Below are 20,392 nucleotides of genomic sequence, written 5' to 3'. Positions count from 1 at the left end.
ATATGAAGTATCTTTTAGTTGGATTATCATTCTTAATGTCTACTGCAGCTTTAGCACAAAATGTGTTAAATGCGAAATCTCCAGAAGAATTAAGAGAGCAAAGAGCTAACAAATTAGTAATTAACGAAGCAGGTGATTCTATTAATGTTGATGTAGAGCCATTATCATATGGTTTTATTGAAGATAAAGATATCATTTGGTCTAAGGTAGTTTGGGAAACTATTGATCTTAAAGAGAGATTAAATCAGCCATATTCTAAAAAAGGCGATAATGTTATTCAAAATTCAAAGTCACTTTACGAGGTGTTAATGGATGGAATGAAAGCAGGACGTATCAAAGAAGTTTATGCAACTGATGAGTTTACTCAAAGATTAGATTATGATCAAATTCTAAGTAAATTAGAATTCGTTGAAGTTGATCAAGCTTATCTAGATGACTTAGCTGCTAATGGAGAAACTCCAGCTGAAGGTGAGGGAGTTTTAAGACACCAATTGCATAACGAGGACGTACGTATGATCCAAATAAAAGGATTATGGTACATAGATCGTCGTTTAGGTGAATTAAAATACCGTTTATTAGGAATTGCTTTATTATCTAAAGATATCCAAGCACAGACGACGCAAGCTCGTATGGCTGGTATTGAAAGTAATGAAATGTTCCCATTATTCTGGATATGGTATCCAGATGCTCGTAAGGAATTAGCGAATTTTACAATCTTTAACCCTAAGAACTCTACTTCTAGTATTACATATGATGAAGTTTTAAATGCAAGAAGATTTTCTTCAATCATTTACAAAGCTCAAACAAATGTAGGGGTTAAGGCGATCAACGAATATATTCCTGAAGATGCCAAAGCGCAATTAGAAGAACATCACAGAATAAGAAACTCTATCATCCAACAAGAGTCTGATATGTGGAATTACTAATTAGATACTTTATTTATAAAATAAAAACCTGCTCAGTTTCTGAGCAGGTTTTTTTATTTTTGAATATTACAAAAACAATTTATGAAAAAAACAATTTTTGCTTTTTCACTATTACTTTCAATAGTAGGTTTTGGACAAGAAAATAGTAAAGGGTTAATACCTAGTTCTGGAAAAGTGCCAGTTATAAAATTTACAGATGAAGAACGTAAGAATAAACCATCGTTACAAGAATTTGTAGAAACTATTTATACAAATTCGGTAGCTGTATTAGAAGATGGAAAATCGATGTATAAAGAAGGTGAATTTCCGGTATATATTTTTAATCGCAAGTCAAAATCATTCAAATTAATCGAAACAAAAGAATTAAATCAATATAAACTAGAACAAATTAAAAGTTTTAAGTATTCTAAGAATGCTGCAGAAACTGCATTATTTGGATCCCGTATAGAAGCGACAGGTTTAGTCTATATAGAGATTGATTAAACTAAAAGAGGATTGCTATTTAGCAATCCTCTTTTAGTTTAATTCGCATCGCCTTTCTCGATGCCATCTTCTATCTTTTCTTCAACTTCTTGTTTTTCTTCAGTATCTAATTCCATCTCACCAGATGTATCATCTTTTCTTAATACAACAGAAATTGATATAGGAAAATGATCTGATCCTACAGAATCTTCAATTTTCATATCTACTAATCTAAATTGTGAACTTAAAAAATAATGATCTAGAGGCCATCTCAAAAACCAATATTTTTCGTGAAAAGTATTATACATTCCACGTCCTCTTCGAGGGTCTAACATTTGAGATGTTTTCAGAAACAATTTTGTAGTTCTACTCCAAGCCACATCATTCATGTCTCCAAAGACAATACATGCTTTTCCATATTCTTTTGCAGCTTTACCTGTAATTAATATTTCTGCATCACGTTCTGTACTTTCTTCATTTTCTTGTGGAACTGGTGGAGTGGGATGTAAGCCATATAGTCGTACAATTTCATTATTATATTCAACATCTACAATTATAGATGGAATTTCTGTGCTAATTAAATAATTAACTTCATGAAATCTTATAGGTAGTTTTGAGTAGAATAATAATCCATATGTATTTTCTAAAGGAACTTCAATTTTATAAGGAAATTCATCAGTAGCTTCCCGAATGTTTTCCATCCATGCTTTGTTTGTTTCTAACAAGAAAACAATATCTGGATTATTCTTATTAATTAGATTAACTAATTTATGATAATCTGTATTGTCTTGATAAACATTAGAAACAAGAAGATTAAATGGTTTTTCATCTTTATCTAGTGTAACTTTATCTATCATCTGTTTACCTAAAGGAGTATAAGGAATAATAACCCATGCTAAATAAATTGTACACAACCCTAAGAGTATCAGAATTACATCATCTAAGATGGTTTTATCATCAATAAAAATCCAAATAGTAAAGGACACAAATATTAATACTAATTTTTGAAATCTTGGATAATCAAATACCCTGATTGTCCAGTGATCGCTTTTTATAAAAGGTAATAGAACTGATATAATCAGAAAAATTGAGAGTAAATAAAAGACGTAAATCATAATTTTGATAACTTGAGTTTTAGTTCGTTTTAGTCGATTGTACTTTAGTAACTTTGTAATCTTAAATATACACTTTTGAAAACAGTTGATTATATAATAGTTGGGCAAGGAGTTGCAGGTAGCTGTATGGCTCTTCAATTATTACAAAATAATAAATCTTTCATCATCATTGATGATAATAAGCATAAAGCTTCAGCAATCGCTGCAGGAATATATAACCCCGTTGTTCTAAAAAGATTTGCAATTGTTTGGAATGCTAAACAACAAATCAAAAAGTTAAAAAATGTTTTCAACTCGTTTGAGCAATTATTAAACCAAAAATATGTTTATGAATTTCCGGTTTTCAGAATTTTTAATGATGAAAATGAAAAAAGGACTTGGAATAAAAAAGCAGATCGTGAAGATTTAAAAGATTTTTTGGCTAAAGACTTTTCACGCCTTAATACTTTTAAAAATATTCATCAACCTATTGGTTCAGGAGAAGTATTAGAAACTGGAAGAATTGATTTAAGTAATTTGCTACCCGATTTTAAACAATATTTAAAATTAAAAGATCATTGTTTGGATGAATCATTTAATTATAATTTACTTGAAATAGAAAACAATAAAGTTATATATAAAGACATAGAAGCTAAAAAAATAATTTTTTCTGAGGGTTATCATATTAAAGAAAATCCGTGGTTTGGTCAATTACCAATAATTGGAGTAAAAGGGGAGGTGCTGCGTGTAAAAACAGATGCAATTTTACCAGACGCAGTCGTAAAAGCAAAAGAATTTTTAATGCCGCTAGGTAATAAAGAATTTTTTGTTGGAGCCACTTATGATAGAGATAACGTAAATTATGAAATTACAGAAGAAGCAAAAACTATTCTTTTAGCAGGTTTAAAACAATTCTTGGAAGATGATATTCAAGTAGTGGATCATAAGGCTTCTATACGTCCTACAGTCTCAGACCGTAGACCTATAATAGGTGCCCATCCAAAATTTAAAAATCTAATTTGTTTGAATGGGATGGGAACTAGAGGAACAATGTTGGCGCCAGTAATGGTTGAAGAATTATACAATTATTTAGAATTTGATACTCCAATCCACCCAGAAGCAGATATTTCACGTTTTTATCATTTGTTAAATGAATAATCTTAAATCGATATTATTCCAATTTTTTGCAGCCATACTTCTAATTATGGGTATAAAGCAATTTTATATTTTCATAGAATTAGATCTTTTAGAATTAATTACATCTTTGGGTAAAGACAATTTCGCATATTTTGCTGAAAAATCTGACAAGTTTGGAATTTCCAATAAACTAAAAAGGTTAATCTATTTTAAAATTATTTTAGGTTTCATAGCAGTTGCAATTAATTATTTAATCTTATTTATTATTGCATACAAAAAACACCTTAATTGGAATATATCTTTAGGTATAACAATTATAGTTGGAGTATTGCATTATTTTAAATTTCTAGAAATTTCACCCATTTCAATTATAAAAATAAGTTTAATAAGCGCATATATTATTCCAGCAATTATTTGTATAATTTTATCAATAATATGTTATTTAATTGCATATAAATCATCATCAAATTCAAAATCTGTTTTATAAAGCAAATAAAAGAATTACTTTTGCAAAATGTTATTAGTACAGAATTTAGGAGTATATTTTTCAGGACGATATTTATTCGAAGATGTTTCGTTTCGTATCAATAAAGGAAACCGTGTTGGTTTAGTTGGTAAAAATGGAGCAGGTAAATCTACTTTATTAAAATTATTATCAAAACAAGATCAACCTTCAGAAGGTGAAATTGTTTACGAAGGTGACGTTACAGTTGGATATTTATCACAAGATATTGACTTTGTACAAGGTCGTACAGTGTGGCAAGAAGCCGATTCAGCTTTCGAAGCTTTGGTTGAAATACAGAATCGAATAGATTTTGTAAACAAAGAATTGGTAGAACGTACAGATTACGAATCTGATGAATATTCTAAATTAATCGAAGATATTTCTAGTTTAACAGATCGTTATGGTCTTTTAGGTGGATATACAAAAGATGCAGAGATTGAACAAATTCTTGCAGGATTAGGATTTAAAAATTCTGATTTTCATCGCCCAACAGAAGAATTTTCTGGAGGATGGAGAATGCGTATAGAATTAGCAAAATTATTACTTCAGAAGCATGACGTAATGTTGTTAGATGAGCCTACCAATCACTTAGATATCGATTCTATTATTTGGTTAGAAGAATTTCTAAAAGATTATGCAGGTGCTGTTGTATTAGTATCTCACGACCGTCAGTTTTTAGATAATGTGACGAATCGTACAATAGAAATTGCAAACAGACATATTTCTGACTTTAAAGCTAATTATACAAAATATCTTGAATTACGAGAAGATCGACGCATTAAGCTAGAACAAGCACAGAAAAACCAAGAACAAATGATTAAGCACACGGAAGAATTAATTTCTAAATTCCGTGCAAAAGCAAATAAAGCCTCAATGGCACAATCATTAATCAAAAAATTGGATAAAATTGATCGTATCGAAATCGAAAATGATGACGTTACAAAGATGAATATCCGATTTATTGATGCAGTCCAACCAGGTCGAGTTATTTTTGATTTAGAAAATGTAGGTGTTGCTTTTGGTGATCATCAAGTTTTTGATAATGTTTCAATGTTTATCAACAGAGGTGAAAAAGTTGCCTTTGTAGGACAGAATGGACAAGGTAAAACAACATTGTCTCGCTGTATTACGGGAGATCAACCTTTCACAGGAAATATAAAACATGGACATAATGTAGAGATTGGTTACTTTGCGCAGAACCAAGCACATGTTTTAAATGATAAACTTACCGTATTAGAAGAAGCGGAAAATTCAGCAACAGAAGAATCACGTAAACATGTTCGCGACTATTTAGGTGCATTTATGTTTGGAGGAGATGCTTCAGAAAAAAAGGTTTCAGTTCTATCGGGAGGAGAAAGAAATAGATTAGCATTATGTAAATTATTGTTACGTCCATTTAATGTTCTTATTATGGATGAGCCAACGAACCACTTGGACATTCAATCCAAAGAAATTTTAAAGAAAGCGTTACAAAAATATACAGGTACATTAATCTTAGTTTCTCACGACCGTGAATTCTTAGAAGGTTTAGTAGATAAAGTATTTGATTTCCGTAACGGACAAGTAAAAGAATACTTATCTGGTATTGACGATTATTTAGCAGAAGTAAAAGCTGGTAACTTCCGTGAGGTAGAGCAAGGTAATATCGCTGCTCCTAAGGTTGAAAAATCGATAGAAGTAAAAATCGAACAAGAAAAACGTGTGTTAAGTTTTGAAGAAGAAAAAGAACAAAAACGTTTAAACAATCGACTTACTAAAGTTGAAAGTAATATTACTGCTTTAGAAGCAAAAATTGCTGAAATGGAAAAGCACATGGCTTTAGGTAACCAAACATCAAAAGAGATTGAAGAATATACACAAGCTCAAAAAGATTTAGAAAGCAATATGTTAGAGTGGGAAGAAATATCTGCACAAATTATTTAACATTACAATATAATCAGTTTATAAAGTGCTATTTTTATATAGCACTTTTTTATACGTTATATTTTTATGGAACAAATAAATAAAAAATCATTCCAACCCATTCTGCCTCATCAACCTTCACTTCTTATATTAGGTTCATTACCTGGAGATATGTCTATTCAGCTTAACCAATATTATGGGCATCCCCGCAATCGTTTTTGGAAAATTATATTTGATATATTTAAAGGAGAATATCAGGAAGATTATATCTTAAGAAAACAATTCGCAGAAAATAATAAAATAGCAATTTGGGATGTTGCACAATCTGCTTACAGAGATGGATCATTGGATACTGCTATAAAAGATGAAATACCTAATGATATTAATGCTTTTATTATAGAAAATCCTAACATAAAGAAAGTAATATTTAACGGGAAAAAAGCAGAGCAAATGTATCTTAAATACTTTCCCAAATTAGAAAATATTACTTATCATTCTCTTCCTAGTACAAGCCCTGCAAATGCCAATTACTCTTATAACAAACTAATATCAGTTTGGTCAGAAGTCATTTTAAATTCAAAAAACTAATAAAAGTAATTTTTGAATCTTAAAATATCAATTCATTTTTATTAATTAATAGATGATAAATAGCAAAGATTCTATACAAAGTGAGGTCAACTATTCTATTCTACCCATCAAATTTCACAATACTTACAGAATTCGATGTTAAAATTCTTATATAAAAGAGCCTTAAAAATGGATATTTAGTGAATAATTCGTCATTTGGAAGTAGTGTTGAAATATTTGATTAAATTTTTTAATAAAAATATTCACTCGTAAAATTATTGTTTCTAATAAGTTAAGTATAGGCTTTTAAAAATATAAGGATTTTTTATTTTTAAAAGTTTGGTAATTAAAAATCCTGTTCTATATTTGCACTCACAAACGCGGGAATAGCTCAATTGGTAGAGCGTCAGCCTTCCAAGCTGAATGTTGCGAGTTCGAGTCTCGTTTCCCGCTCTTTGAAATATTAAAAATATTAATCAAATTTTGCCTTGGTGGTGGAATTGGTAGACACGCAGGACTTAAAATCCTGTGTCCATTAGGACGTGCGGGTTCAAGTCCCGCCTGAGGTACTTTTTTTGGTTAATATAATAATTACGCGGGAATAGCTCAATTGGTAGAGCGTCAGCCTTCCAAGCTGAATGTTGCGAGTTCGAGTCTCGTTTCCCGCTCTTTGAAATAATAAAAGATTAAATTAAATTTTGCCTTGGTGGTGGAATTGGTAGACACGCAGGACTTAAAATCCTGTGTCCATTAGGACGTGCGGGTTCAAGTCCCGCCTGAGGTACTTTTTTTAATTAATCTTTAATACTGCGGGAATAGCTCAATTGGTAGAGCGTCAGCCTTCCAAGCTGAATGTTGCGAGTTCGAGTCTCGTTTCCCGCTCTTTGAAATAACTGAAAATATAAATTAATTTTGCCTTGGTGGTGGAATTGGTAGACACGCAGGACTTAAAATCCTGTGCTCATTAGAGCGTGCGGGTTCAAGTCCCGCCTGAGGTACTTTTTAAATTAATTTATTTTTTTCGATTCTGCGGGAATAGCTCAATTGGTAGAGCGTCAGCCTTCCAAGCTGAATGTTGCGAGTTCGAGTCTCGTTTCCCGCTCTAACTTTTTATAAGTTGGATGCCTTGGTGGTGGAATTGGTAGACACGCAGGACTTAAAATCCTGTGTCCATTAGGACGTGCGGGTTCAAGTCCCGCCTGAGGTACAAGGCTAAAAGCTCAAGAATTTATTTTCTTGGGCTTTTTTTATGCGTTATAGTTTTATAAATGATTTACGTTCAAAAAAAATCCATCTTGATAATCAAGATGGATATAATATTGTAAGAAATGGATCTTATTATTTATTCATAGAAATTAAAAATTCATCATTATCTCTTGTATTTTTAATACGAGAATGTAAGAATTCCATAGCTTCTACAGGATTCATATCCGATAAATGATTTCTTAAAACCCACATTCTCTGTTGAGTAGCATCATCTAATAATAAATCATCTCTACGCGTTGATGAATTTACTAAGTCGATAGCTGGGAAGATACGCTTGTTAGCAATTTTACGGTCTAATTGTAACTCCATGTTACCAGTACCTTTAAATTCTTCGAAAATTACTTCATCCATTTTAGATCCTGTATCTATTAGCGCAGTAGCAATGATTGTTAGTGAACCTCCATTTTCTATATTACGAGCAGCACCAAAGAAACGCTTTGGTTTGTGTAATGCATTTGCATCAACTCCTCCAGATAATACTTTTCCTGAAGCAGGAGAAACAGTATTGTATGCACGAGCTAAACGTGTGATTGAATCTAATAGGATAACAACATCATGTCCACACTCTACCATACGTTTTGCTTTGTCCAAAACAATATTTGCAACTTTTACATGGCGAGAAGCTTCCTCATCAAATGTAGATGCAATTACTTCACCATTTACAGAACGTTTCATGTCGGTTACCTCTTCAGGACGTTCATCAATTAATAAAACAATTAGATATACTTCTGGATGATTTTGTGCAATTCCATTAGCAATATCTTTTAGTAAAGATGTTTTACCTGTTTTTGGTTGGGCTACAATCATACCACGTTGACCTTTCCCGATTGGAGCAAAAAGATCTATAACACGATTTGATAACGCTGTAGATTGATTTAAATTAAATTTTTCGTTTGGAAAAAGAGGAGTTAAATGTTCAAATGCAATACGATCTCGAACATAATCTGGTGTACGACCATTAATTTCAATGATTTTAATTAATGGGAAATATTTTTCACCTTCTTTCGGAGGTCTTACTTCTCCTGTAATTGTATCACCGGTTTTTAAACCAAATAATCTAATTTGAGATTGTGATACATATACGTCATCTGGAGAAGATAAATAGTTAAAATCTGATGATCTTAAAAATCCATAATTGTTATCTGGTAATATTTCTAGAACACCTTCAGTTTTTATAATTCCGTCAAACTCATAGTTTGCAGCTCGATATTTATTTTTTTGTTGATGGTGATGATTTTGTTGAGGTTGATCAGAATTATTGTTTCGATTTTGGTTTGGATTAACCTTTCGATTTTGATTAGGATTCTGATTTTTATTTTGTTGTCTCGGATTATTCGTGCGGATATTTTTCTCTTGTTCTATTGGAGTAGTTACTTCTGAACTATCATTTTCCACAGTTGTTTCAGATTTACGAGGCTGCTTATTGGTCTTTACTGAAGTTTCCTCTGACGTAGATTCAGATTCTGTTATAGCTTCAATATGTTTTGTTTCTTCAACCTTATCTTCTTCAGGAGTAGTTACACGTTTTCTTTTAGATTTTTTCTCTTCGGTTGGCATAGTATTTTTTGCTTCCTTATTTTCATCTACTTTATTTTCATCTACTTTATTAGCTGGTGTTGCTAAAGGTTGTTTTTCGATAAAAGAGGAAATAGCATCTAATAACTCATTTTTCTTTAATTTCTTAAAATTTTCAATTTTAAGCTGCTGAGCAAGATCTTGAAGTGCTGGTAATTTTAATGATTTAATATCTATGTCTGACATAATCCTATATAAGTAAGGTATTTTGAATTTTACGAAAGGAATATGATTGAGAACAATCATATTTTATACTGTAAATGATGTGGTTATAAAGTATTTATATGCAATAGTACGAATTTCTTGCAAAAAGTAAAAAAAAATCATACATTTGTGTACGAATTTTAAGATATGATTCAGAGAAAACAAAGTATTTACTTATTTCTAGCCGGATTAATTTCAATGTTGATGGCTATAAATTTTGATAAATTATTTAATTTTACTTTAAATTTTTTATCTGATCCTGAAAAAGGAAATATAATTTTTAGTATTGCATTTTTCTTTTCAGCATTCTTATCATTTATTGCAATCCTAATTTTCAAAAACAGAAAATTTCAAATGTTATTAGGAGGGTTAAATATTATTTTGAATATTTTATTAATTGGTTCTTTCTTATTTAGTCTACTAAATTTACCTGGAGAAAATATTTCTGAGAAGGGTATTTGGGCATTAGTTCCTTTAATCTCGATTGTTTTACTGTCAATTGCCAATCGTTTGATCAAAAAGGATGATGACCTTGTGAAATCTGTAGATAGATTCAGATAAGACCAACAACTTTTATATGTGCGCTTAAAGCTGCTTTAGATTTCTAAAGCAGCTTTTTTTATTATTTATCAAATCTACGCATGCATATTAGTAGGGTTATAATTTATTTTTGATAATTATTTATACATACCCCTAAAAAATTAGGGGGTTGTATTAAATTTTGTTTTATTTTTGCTTTATCAAACAAAATACATACTAATACAATGTCTACATTACGTTTTAAAGCATTAGAAAAATCTGTTAATAAGCAAGCAGAGAAAATTGTTATTGATAAAAAACTTTCTCAATTATTTAATGAGAACGTTTTTTCTTACGATACAATGCGTGAATATTTACCAAAAAACGCTTTTAAAGCAATTATTGCTTCTAAAGAAAAAGGAACTAAAATACCACGCGAATTTGCAGACCAAGTTGCTTCTGCAATGAAGGATTGGGCTATTTCTAAAGGAGCTACACATTTTACACACTGGTTTCAACCATTAACAGGAACAACTGCTGAGAAACATGATTCATTTTTCCGACCTACTGAAGATGGTCGTGCAATAGATACTTTTGAGGGGACTGCATTAGTACAACAAGAACCGGATGCATCTTCATTCCCAAATGGAGGAATCCGTAATACATTTGAAGCGCGCGGATATACAGCTTGGGATCCAACTTCTACAGCATTTATTATAGGTACTACATTATTTATACCTTCTGTTTTTATTTCTTATACAGGTGAAACATTAGATTATAAAGTACCTTTATTAAGAGCATTACAGTCAGTAGACGAAGCAGCAACAGAAGTTGCAAAGTATTTTGATAAAAATGTAACAAAAGTACAATCAACTTTAGGGTGGGAACAAGAATACTTTTTAGTTGATTTGCATTTATATAATTCTCGTCCAGACTTACAAATGACTGGTCGTACTTTAGTAGGACATTCTCCTGCGAAAGGGCAACAATTAGATGATCACTATTTCGGAGCTATTCCTATGCGTGTAATGTCTTATATGCAAGATTTAGAAGTGGAATCTATGAAATTAGGTATTCCAATTACAACACGTCACAATGAGGTTGCTCCAAATCAATTTGAGTGTGCTCCAATGTTTGAGGAGGCTAACCAAGCAGTTGACCACAATTCATTATTAATGGATTTGATGGGGCGTATTGCTAAGAAACATGATTTTAAAGTATTATTACACGAAAAACCTTTTGCAGGAGTAAATGGATCAGGTAAACATAATAACTGGTCTTTATCTACAGATACAGGTGAAAACTTATTATCTCCAGGTAAAAATCCAAAGAAAAATTTACAATTCTTAACATTCTTCGTTAATACAATCAAAGCTGTTTCTGAATATGGAGATATGTTACGTTCTGCAATTGCAGAAGCAGGTAACGATCACCGTTTAGGAGCTAATGAAGCACCACCAGCTATTATTTCTATTTTCATTGGATCTCAATTAACAAACGTTTTAAACGAATTAGAAAAAGTAACGGAAGGAAAATTATCGGCAGAAGAAAAAACTGATTTAAAATTAAATGTTGTTGGTAAAATCCCAGAAATTTTATTAGATAATACAGATCGTAATAGAACTTCTCCATTTGCTTTCACAGGTAACAAGTTTGAGATTCGTGCCGTAGGATCATCTGCAAACTGTGCAGAAACTATGACTGTTATTAATACAATTGTAGCACAACAGTTAAAAGATTTTAAAGAAGAAGTTGATGCATTAATTGAAAATGGTTTATCTAAAGATGAAGCAATATTTAATGTATTAAGAGAATATATTAAATCGTCTAGAAATGTTTTATTTGAAGGGGACGGATATTCTGATAACTGGGTTGAAGAAGCAGAAGTTCGTGGATTAAATAACTATAAAACCACTCCAGAAGCTTTAAAATTAGAATTAGATCCTAAATATATTGAAGTTTATGAGAAAACAGGTGTTCTATCTGCTCGTGAGGTTGAAGCTCGAAACGAAATAAAATTAGAGAAATATTCTACTAAAATTTCTATTGAAGCAAATGTTTTAATTGACTTAGTTTCTTCACAAATTATTCCAGCTGCTGTTAATTATCAAAATGTTTTAGTAAAAAATGTGAAAGGATTAAAAGATATCTTTGGTGATGAATTTAAAGATTTAGCAAAAGATCAAATGGATTTAATTCGTGTAATTTCTACACACATCAATTCAATAAAAGTAGCAAATGATCAATTAATTGTTGCAGCTAAGTCAGCAAAAGAAATAGAAGATCATCAAGCACAAGCGGAAGCATTTGGAGCTACTGTTAAACCATTATTCGACGAGATTCGTTACCACTCTGATGAGTTAGAAGAATTAATCGATAATAACTTATGGCCATTAACAAAATACCGTGAAATGTTATTTACAAGATAATATGTATCTAAAAAAATAAAATTTAAATTTAAAACCGATGAGAAATCATCGGTTTTTTTTATTCAAATTTTCTGAATCACTTGATATATTGTATCTTTGCAAACCAATAATTGATTATGGCAGATTTAGGTCTATTAGATAAATTAAGAGCAATTAAACAACGTTTCGATGAGGTAGCGGATTTAATTATCCAACCAGATATTGTAACGGATCAAGCAAGATATGCTAAATTAAATAAGGAATACTCTGATCTTAGAGATTTCGTTGAAATTCAAAAAACGTACGAAGGTTTTATTAATGCAATTGAAGAAGCAGACGAAATCATCGCTGATGGTTCTGATGCTGAGATGGTTGAATTAGCAAAACTAGAGAAAGACGAAGCAATTAATGCAATTCCGGCTTTAGAGGAAGAAATCAAAATGATGTTAATCCCTAAAGATCCAGAAGATGACAAAAACGTTATTGTAGAGTTACGTTCAGGTACAGGTGGAGACGAAGCTGCGATTTTCGTAGAAGACGTTTACCGTATGTATTCAATGTACTTTAAAGATAAAGGATGGAAACACGAAGTGTTAAATACATCTGAAGCTTCAGGAAAAGGTTTCAAAGAACTTATTATGCAAGTGGAAGGTAATGCCGTTTATGGTACAATGAAGTACGAATCTGGTGTTCACCGCGTGCAACGTGTTCCTGAGACAGAATCTCAAGGTCGTGTACATACTTCAGCGATTACGGTAGCTGTATTACCAGAAGCAGAAGAAGTGGATGTAACGATTAATCCAGCAGATTTAGAGTACCAAACATCTCGTTCATCAGGAGCAGGAGGACAGAACGTAAATAAAGTAGAAACGAAAGTACAATTAACGCACAAACCATCTGGTATTGTTATCGTGTGTCAAGAAGCGCGTTCTCAGCTGAAAAACCGTGAAAAAGCATTACAATTATTACGTACGAAGTTATATGAAATTGAGTTTGAGAAAAAACACTCTGAGCGTTCAGCCCAACGTAAATCATTAGTATCAACTGGTGACCGTTCGGCTAAAATCCGTACGTACAATTATCCGCAAGGACGTATTACGGATCACCGTATCAATAAATCGATTTATAACTTAGATAACTTTATGAATGGAGATATCCAAGAAATGATTGATGCATTGAAGATGGCAGAAAACGCAGAAAAATTAAAAGGAGAAGACGATTATTAATCGATACTTTTTATAAACATATTTAAAAAACCTTCCAAGTTATTGGAAGGTTTTTTTATTGAAATTACTCTGGAAAATTATCTGTATTAATCTATCATATCAATATTTGATAAATTAATTCTCAACAGAATAAATTATAGAAAAAACACCTTCTAACTGAATAGAAGGTGTTTGTATAAGGTTTGATTATCTACAAGATTAATGTCCGACATCAACTACTTTACCTGCTCCTTTTTTAATGAAGATTAATACAAAAGGGATACAACATAAGAATAGTACACCTAAATACAAGAAAATATCCATATAGGTTAGCACTGTACTTTGTTTAATGATTTGAACATCTAAAATTTGGTAAGCCTTGTTCAATGATTCATTGGCTGAAAAGCCTTTTTGTATAAAACTTTGTTGTAAAGCAACGATTCTGTTTTGAACATCTAAATCTGATGTATCAAGATTAGGCACTAAATTCGCACGGTGTTGTACCGACCAGCGAGAAATTAGTGTTGTGATAATTGCAATACCGAAAGATCCCCCTAATTGGCGGAACATTCCGGTGAATGCTGCACCTTCACCAATCGATTTCCCTACTAATGTCGATAGAGACAACGTAGTTACGGGTACGAATAATAAACCTAATCCCATTCCACGAATAATTAAAGGCCAGAAGAAATGTTCAGTCCCTGTATCTGGTGTCATGATTTTAAAGAACCAGAAACTATACGCGAAAAAGATAAAGAAACCACCCGATACTAAATATTTAGGCGAAACTCCTTTTTGCAGCATGATGGCAATAAATGGCATCATAAAAGCCGTCATCAATGAAGATGGGACTAATAATAAACCAGCATCGGTCGCGGTCCATCCTAATAGCGATTGGGTATAAATTGGAATAACGAATGTTGAACCATATAGACCAAACCCTAAGATAAAGGATAAGATGGTCCCCACTAAAAGATTAGAATCCTTTAATACACGAATATTTACGATGGGGTGATCAAAAACTAATTCTCTCCAAACAAACAAGATAAAAGAAAACACACTTGTAATGGATAAAACAGTAATTGCGGTATTATCGAACCAATCATCTTGTTGTCCATGTTCTAAAACATATTGTAAAGCACCTACTGCAACCGATAAAAGAATAATTCCGATAAAATCGACTTGACTTAAGCTAGATTTCTCTGCATATTTTGGACTTTTAACAAATCCGATGGTTAGTAATGTAGCAACAATCCCAATAGGAATATTAATATAAAAGATATACGGCCATGACCAGTTATCGATGATAAAACCACCTAATGGAGGACCTAATGTAGGTCCAACGATAACACCCATACCATAGATAGCTTGAGCAATACCTCGTTTTTCTTTGGGGTAACTTTCTGTAATAATTGTTTGAGAAGTTACTAATAATGCACCACCACCGAGACCTTGAATGAATCGGAACAAAATAATTTCCCACAAGGTTGTCGACTGTCCACAAAAGAATGAAGCTACTGTGAAAATTACGATAGATACTGCAAAATAATTTTTTCGACCAAATTGCTGTGAAAGCCAACTGGTCATGGGAACAATGATTACATTGGCAATTGCATACGCTGTTACCACCCATGCAATATCTGTAAGTGTAACCCCGAGACTACCTTTCATTTCATTCATGGCCACGTTAACAATTGTGGTATCCACAATTTCTAATAGGGCACACATGATGGCGGTAATCGTAATAATTACACGGCGAGAGCCATATTCAACTAAACTATTTTCTTCCATGATAAATTAGCTTAAGGAAGAATTATTTAGTCGTTGCACTTTTCAACAAAATGTCTGTTTCCACATTCATCCCTGGACGTAACAATTTCATCATTTCGTCATTAGGGTTAGAGAAAACTAATTTAATTGGAATACGTTGAACAGTTTTCACGAAGTTCCCTGAAGCATTATCTGGAGGCAATAAAGCAAATTTAGCACCTGTAGCAGGAGAGATTGAAGTCACTGTCGCTTCAAATTCATGACCAGGAAATGCATCGACTTTGATGATGGCTTTTTGTCCTTCTCTAATTTCGTTTAACTGCGTTTCTTTATAATTAGCTACGACCCAAAGATTATTTGTTTTCACAATGTTGAATAAAGATTGACCCGCTTGCACTAATTGACCGTTTTGTAAATTAACTTTAGACACTTGTCCATCTTCAGCAGCAATAATATATGTATAAGATAAATATAATTTAGCGTTATCGATATTTGTTTGCTGTTGTTTGATTGTAGAGTTAGCCACCGTAATCTGTGCTTTAGAAGCTTCAGCTTGTGCTTTAGAAGTATCCACTTGCTTTGCTGTTGCCGCAGCTTGTTTAGCTGTAGAAGCCGCTTGAGATTTTGCCACATTCAATTGTTCTTGAACAATTCTTAATTGTTTTTCAGCAGTTTCTTTGGCCGCTAAAGCTTGTTCATACTGTTGTTTTGTGATGGATTTATTTTGGTACAATTTGTTGTAACGATCAAAATCGTTAGCTGTTCTCCAAACTTGTACTTTAGCAGCTTCAACGTTGGCTTGCGCAGTTTTTACGTTTGCTTGCGCAGTTTCGATAGTTGTATTTGCAGCGACTGCACCCGCTTGTGTTACTCCAATTCCTGCACCCGCAGTTGTAACACCCGCATTAGCAACAGCTAATTGACCTTGAGCTTGAGCTAACGCATCTTCTGCTTGTTGTAATTTTAAAGCATATTCAGAATTATCTAAAATAACTAAAGTGTCGCCTTTTTTAACCATTTGGTTATCTTCCACTAAAATTTTAGCAATATATCCAGAAACTTTAGGAATTACAGGAGTGATTTTACTTTCGATCTGAGCATCATCTGTAATTTCATGCTCTAATGAATGCATGTATTTATAGGCACCGTAAGCTCCACCACCAATGATTAATACAGCTAAGATGATGATAAATTTTATGTTAATTCCTTTCTTTTCTTCTGGAGTTATTTGTTCTTGTTCTGTAGTTTCCATTCTAAAACGACGTTTTTTATTTAATGTTTTCAATTAATTTTCCTTGCATATATAAATATTCGTAACCAGCTAAAGCTTGATCAGAATCACCTACAACTTTATTAATTTCGGCTTGTAATTGTTGAACATCTGCCTCTAATAATTGGTCTGTATCAGCCAATCCGTTGTCGTATTTATCTTTTACAATTCGATAGTTTTCTGCCGCTTGTTCTAATGCTTCTAGATATACTTTATTTTTCTTTTCCGCTAAAGTATATTTTTGATGAGATTCGTTGATTTCAATTCGAGCTTTATCTTTTAAAGCTTCCAATTGCATTTCACTTTCTACTTTTTTAGCTTTTGCGTATTCAACTTCATGTTTGTTTTTATACAATGAACTTAAATCGTATTTAAGTCCTAAACCAACTGTTACACTATTGATCATTGAAGCAACTTGGTCGATGTCAACGGCGTAGTAATTACCTGTAAATGCTAATTGTGGATAATAAGCTGCTTTAGCGATTTTAATGGATTGATCAGCGATTTCGGCTTGTTTCTCAACAGATTGAATGTCTTTACGGTTTGTTAATTCATTGTTAGAAACCTCTGTCATCATTAGAGCATTTGCATCGACGATATCATAAGAAGCATTTGTCGTATTGCCCATTAAGACATTTAAACGATAATTTAAGTTCTCATAATTATTTGTAGCTTCATCAATGGCGATTTGTACATTAGAAGCTTGTAATTTTGCTCTTAAATAATCATTGCGAGGAATAATTCCGTTGTCTAAAAAGTTTTTGAAATCTTTGACACGTTGATTAGCACGAACTAAATTTTCGTTCAAAACATCAATCGTCTTTTGCATTTTATAGATTCCGAAATATAAATTTATCGTTTGCCAAACCACATCTTCTTTGGTAGATTCAGTTTGTAATTTAGATAAATCAACCGCCAAATTACTTTGCTTGATTGCATTTATAATTTGTCCACCAGCGTAGATTGGTAAAGAAACGCCGGCCGTTCCCATAAACACGTGGTCTGGATTAACATTTACCATTCCAGTTCCAGCACCAGTAGGCAATTGCATTTTTAGTTTAGTATCCCCTTTGGATAAAATTTGTTGGTATTGACCAGAAATATTTAAATCAGGTAATTGATTGCTTTTAACTGATTTGGATTTCCATTCAGCTGATGAAGTTGCAGCTTCGGAAACTTTTGCAGCTTTACTGTTTGCTAAGCTTTTTTCAATAGCTTCATCTAAAGTTAATTTAGTTGAATTTTGTGCCATTAATAAAGATGAGGCAACCAATAAAAGCGGTACGAAAATTTTATTTTTCATTGTATTGTAAAATAGCTTTTAATGCGTCTAATAAATAGGGGAAATATTTGTTGATAATAGTTTCTTTATAATCTTTAAAATTATCTACATTCCATAAAGGCATATAGGTTTTTTCATTCAAAATAATGTAAGAAATAGGTCCAATTATAGACATAACAATTGCTTCTGCAGGTACTTTTCGTAGAAATAATTGTTGGTCGTAACCTTCCTCAATAGCAGTATTAATGAATTGTAGGTTAGATATTTTTAAATCATTAATAACTTTATCAATAAAGATAAACGAATCATTTTTTGAATATTCACGTACCATAATACGGTGAAATGCATGGTTGCTCATAATACGTTGCATATACGTATCAAGAAAATGAAGAAGTTTCTCATATGGATTTAGCTCCTCATTATTTATAGTTTTCTTTAATTCTAAATTTATATTATAAAGTCGCCAAACAAAAAGTGCTTCGACTAACTTTTGTTTAGAACCAAAATAATAACTAACCATTGCAATATTAATTCCTGCAGCTTTTGCTAAATCTCTAACACTAGTACCATCAATACCTTTATTACAGAAAATTTCTTCAGCTTTTTGCAGAATTTCAATTTGTTTCTCGTTAAAATTAAGTTCCATCTATGATGTTTAAAAAAGTTTACAAATTTAAACAAACGTTTAATTAAAATTAAATTTTTTTAGATGAAATTTTATTGTTAACTTAATGTAAACTAGGTTGTTATGAAAGAAGCCTTTATTCATCATATATGGAATTTAAAAATTATAGCATTTGAGGGGTTAAAAACATTTCACGGGAGTGAGATAGAAATAATTAATTTTGGAAAAATTAATTATAATTCGGGACCAGATTTTATCGATGCAGAAATAATAATTGGTGGACAGCTTTGGGTAGGAAATGTAGAAATGCATGTTAATTCTTCTGATTGGGATTTACATCAACATAGTACAGATCTTAGCTATGGAAATGTGATTTTGCATGTCGTATGGAATCATGATAAAGAAATAACATTTTTAAGAGCAAGAAATGTAGAAACTTTAATCATTAGTCAATTTGTTAAAAAAGAAGTGATTTACAATTATGAAAAAATATTAAATCATACTTTTAATACTCTGCCATGTAAGGGGTTAATTGATAATATAGATTGGAATAAAATTTCTTTGTGGTTTGAACGTTTAATTATTGAACGCTTAGAAGAAAAGTCAAAAAATATACATCTACTGTACAAACAATCAAATCAAAATTGGGAAGAAGTTACCTTTAAACTTTTTGCCTTAAATTTTGGGTTGAAAATAAATAAAGATCCGTTTGAGATTTGGTGTAATTCTTTTCCTTTTTATGTATTACAGAAGAATCAAAATTCAAAGTATTTAATAGATGCTTTATTTTTTGGACAAAGTGGTTTTTTGGAGAATCCTCAAGATAATTATATGCTAGAATTAAAAAAAGAATATGATTTTTTGAAACATAAATACAATTTAAATACCATATCATCTTCTGTATTCAATTTTTTTAGTTTAAGACCGCAAGGTTTTCCAACCATCAGATTAGCACAATTAGCCTCTATCTATGGAACGCAAAAACACTTATTTTCTACAATTATTTCTTTCCAAAATTTAACGCAAATCGAAGAATATTTTAAAAAAATATCTCCATCCGAATATTGGGATACTCATTATGTTTTTGGAAAAGAGAGCAAAAAAGTAACTAAAAATATTTCTACATCAAAAATTCATAATTTAATAATCAATACTATACTACCTTTAAAATTTTCGTATGAAATATCATTAGGACAGATTGATTTAGATTTTTATTTATCTATTTTACAAGCGTTAAAAACAGAAAATAATTCTATTATAAAACTCTTTATTGATACCGGATTTCCAATAAAAAATTCAAAAGATTCTCAGGTTATTTTACACTTAAAGAAATGGTATTGTGATGAAAAAAAATGCTTAAATTGTGCCATCGGAAGAGAAGTTTTGACACCATGAAAGAACAAATAAGACATTTTACAGAAAAAAATTGGTTCAATGTAATATCACGTATTTCAGATAAATTTGGAATTCGTGTTACAAAATTGCGTTTAATATATATATACCTAGCTTTTGCAACATTCGGATTAGCTTTTATAGGCTATTTTATAATGTTATTTTTCTTTTGGGTAAAAGATGTTTTTGTAGTTAAACGCAAATCAGTTTTTGATTTATAATTATTTAAAAACCGAATAAAAATTTAATATTTAGTAATTTAAATTTTTATTGTTTTATCATA

17 protein-coding genes and 8 tRNA genes are annotated in these 20,392 nt (G+C 31.4%); 19 read left to right on the top strand and 6 right to left on the bottom strand.

Annotation, left to right across the window (positions count from 1 at the left end; all coding sequences use genetic code 11):
• Window positions 1-2 precede the first annotated feature (2 nt).
• Window positions 3-926 (top strand): type IX secretion system ring subunit PorN/GldN, encoded by a 924-nt coding sequence (gene porN / locus IM532_RS04290; protein WP_194182196.1) that lies wholly within the window; start codon window positions 3-5, stop codon window positions 924-926.
• 81 nt (window positions 927-1,007) lie between these two features.
• Window positions 1,008-1,409, top strand: coding sequence for a hypothetical protein (locus IM532_RS04285; protein ID WP_194182195.1), 402 nt, complete (start codon window positions 1,008-1,010; stop codon window positions 1,407-1,409).
• 38 nt (window positions 1,410-1,447) lie between these two features.
• On the opposite strand, the gene IM532_RS04280 is transcribed toward IM532_RS04285, so the two are convergent.
• Entirely contained in the window at window positions 1,448-2,374 is a 927-nt protein-coding gene (locus IM532_RS04280) for an endonuclease/exonuclease/phosphatase family protein (RefSeq protein ID WP_317172979.1), read from the bottom strand.
• 204 nt (window positions 2,375-2,578) lie between these two features.
• Between IM532_RS04280 and IM532_RS04275 the strand changes: the two genes are divergently transcribed.
• The 12 genes from IM532_RS04275 (at window position 2,579) to IM532_RS04220 (ending at window position 7,800) form a co-directional block, all read left to right on the top strand.
• Window positions 2,579-3,640: an NAD(P)/FAD-dependent oxidoreductase gene (locus IM532_RS04275; RefSeq protein ID WP_194182193.1), complete on the top strand. Its 1,062-nt coding sequence runs from the start codon at window positions 2,579-2,581 to the stop codon at window positions 3,638-3,640.
• Window positions 3,633-4,106: a hypothetical protein gene (locus tag IM532_RS04270; protein WP_194182192.1), complete on the top strand. Its 474-nt coding sequence runs from the start codon at window positions 3,633-3,635 to the stop codon at window positions 4,104-4,106. Before IM532_RS04275 ends, IM532_RS04270 begins: the two co-directional genes overlap by 8 nt.
• Window positions 4,107-4,133: 27 nt before the next feature.
• Complete coding sequence (locus IM532_RS04265; protein WP_194182191.1) at window positions 4,134-6,047, top strand: ABC-F family ATP-binding cassette domain-containing protein; 1,914 nt, start codon at window positions 4,134-4,136, stop codon at window positions 6,045-6,047.
• 66 nt (window positions 6,048-6,113) lie between these two features.
• On the top strand, window positions 6,114-6,614 hold the full coding sequence (locus IM532_RS04260) for a DNA-deoxyinosine glycosylase (protein WP_228063650.1): 501 nt from the start codon (window positions 6,114-6,116) through the stop codon (window positions 6,612-6,614).
• A 359-nt stretch (window positions 6,615-6,973) separates the two neighbouring features.
• Window positions 6,974-7,046: transfer RNA gene (locus IM532_RS04255), tRNA-Gly, on the top strand.
• A gap of 32 nt (window positions 7,047-7,078) precedes the next feature.
• Window positions 7,079-7,162: transfer RNA gene (locus IM532_RS04250), tRNA-Leu, on the top strand.
• A 26-nt stretch (window positions 7,163-7,188) separates the two neighbouring features.
• Window positions 7,189-7,261, top strand: a tRNA-Gly gene (locus IM532_RS04245).
• 32 nt (window positions 7,262-7,293) lie between these two features.
• Window positions 7,294-7,377 (top strand) — tRNA-Leu (locus IM532_RS04240).
• A 25-nt stretch (window positions 7,378-7,402) separates the two neighbouring features.
• Window positions 7,403-7,475: transfer RNA gene (locus IM532_RS04235), tRNA-Gly, on the top strand.
• A 32-nt stretch (window positions 7,476-7,507) separates the two neighbouring features.
• Window positions 7,508-7,591 (top strand) — tRNA-Leu (locus tag IM532_RS04230).
• Between the two features lie 31 nt (window positions 7,592-7,622).
• Window positions 7,623-7,695 (top strand) — tRNA-Gly (locus IM532_RS04225).
• Between the two features lie 21 nt (window positions 7,696-7,716).
• Window positions 7,717-7,800 (top strand) — tRNA-Leu (locus tag IM532_RS04220).
• A 131-nt stretch (window positions 7,801-7,931) separates the two neighbouring features.
• On the opposite strand, the gene rho is transcribed toward IM532_RS04220, so the two are convergent.
• On the bottom strand, window positions 7,932-9,620 hold the full coding sequence (gene rho / locus IM532_RS04215) for a transcription termination factor Rho (protein ID WP_194182190.1): 1,689 nt from the start codon (window positions 9,618-9,620) through the stop codon (window positions 7,932-7,934).
• Window positions 9,621-9,785: 165 nt separating this feature from the next.
• Between rho and IM532_RS04210 the strand changes: the two genes are divergently transcribed.
• From IM532_RS04210 to prfA, 3 genes are all read left to right on the top strand, one after another.
• On the top strand, window positions 9,786-10,199 hold the full coding sequence (locus IM532_RS04210) for a DUF4293 family protein (protein WP_194182189.1): 414 nt from the start codon (window positions 9,786-9,788) through the stop codon (window positions 10,197-10,199).
• Between the two features lie 203 nt (window positions 10,200-10,402).
• The gene (locus IM532_RS04205) at window positions 10,403-12,586 is read left to right on the top strand and encodes a glutamine synthetase III family protein (protein WP_194182188.1); all 2,184 of its coding nucleotides are present in this window, start codon (window positions 10,403-10,405) and stop codon (window positions 12,584-12,586) included.
• Window positions 12,587-12,702: 116 nt separating this feature from the next.
• Entirely contained in the window at window positions 12,703-13,791 is a 1,089-nt protein-coding gene (prfA, locus tag IM532_RS04200; RefSeq protein ID WP_194182187.1) for a peptide chain release factor 1, read from the top strand.
• Between the two features lie 198 nt (window positions 13,792-13,989).
• On the opposite strand, the gene IM532_RS04195 is transcribed toward prfA, so the two are convergent.
• Genes IM532_RS04195 through IM532_RS04180 form a run of 4 tightly spaced genes read right to left on the bottom strand, consistent with a single transcriptional unit; the run spans window position 13,990 to window position 18,738 of the window.
• A complete protein-coding gene (locus IM532_RS04195; RefSeq protein WP_194182186.1) occupies window positions 13,990-15,561 on the bottom strand; it encodes a DHA2 family efflux MFS transporter permease subunit in 1,572 nt (523 codons plus the stop codon).
• Window positions 15,562-15,583: 22 nt separating this feature from the next.
• Window positions 15,584-16,792 (bottom strand): HlyD family secretion protein, encoded by a 1,209-nt coding sequence (locus IM532_RS04190; protein WP_194182185.1) that lies wholly within the window; start codon window positions 16,790-16,792, stop codon window positions 15,584-15,586.
• A gap of 16 nt (window positions 16,793-16,808) precedes the next feature.
• A complete protein-coding gene (locus IM532_RS04185) occupies window positions 16,809-18,113 on the bottom strand; it encodes a TolC family protein (protein ID WP_194182184.1) in 1,305 nt (434 codons plus the stop codon).
• Window positions 18,103-18,738 carry a TetR/AcrR family transcriptional regulator gene (locus IM532_RS04180; protein ID WP_194182183.1) on the bottom strand — a complete coding sequence of 212 codons (636 nt, stop codon included), beginning with the start codon at window positions 18,736-18,738 and terminating at the stop codon, window positions 18,103-18,105. Before IM532_RS04180 ends, IM532_RS04185 begins: the two co-directional genes overlap by 11 nt.
• Window positions 18,739-18,840: 102 nt before the next feature.
• Between IM532_RS04180 and IM532_RS04175 the strand changes: the two genes are divergently transcribed.
• Entirely contained in the window at window positions 18,841-20,112 is a 1,272-nt protein-coding gene (locus tag IM532_RS04175) for a DUF2851 family protein (RefSeq protein ID WP_194182182.1), read from the top strand.
• Window positions 20,109-20,330, top strand: a complete 222-nt coding sequence (locus IM532_RS04170) for a PspC family transcriptional regulator (protein ID WP_194182181.1) — start codon at window positions 20,109-20,111, stop codon at window positions 20,328-20,330. Before IM532_RS04175 ends, IM532_RS04170 begins: the two co-directional genes overlap by 4 nt.
• Window positions 20,331-20,392 lie beyond the last annotated feature (62 nt).

The sequence above is a fragment of the Faecalibacter rhinopitheci genome (assembly GCF_015234135.1).
Lineage (GTDB): Bacteria > Bacteroidota > Bacteroidia > Flavobacteriales > Weeksellaceae > Empedobacter > Empedobacter rhinopitheci.
This window is presented reverse-complemented; position numbering and strand designations above follow the sequence as displayed.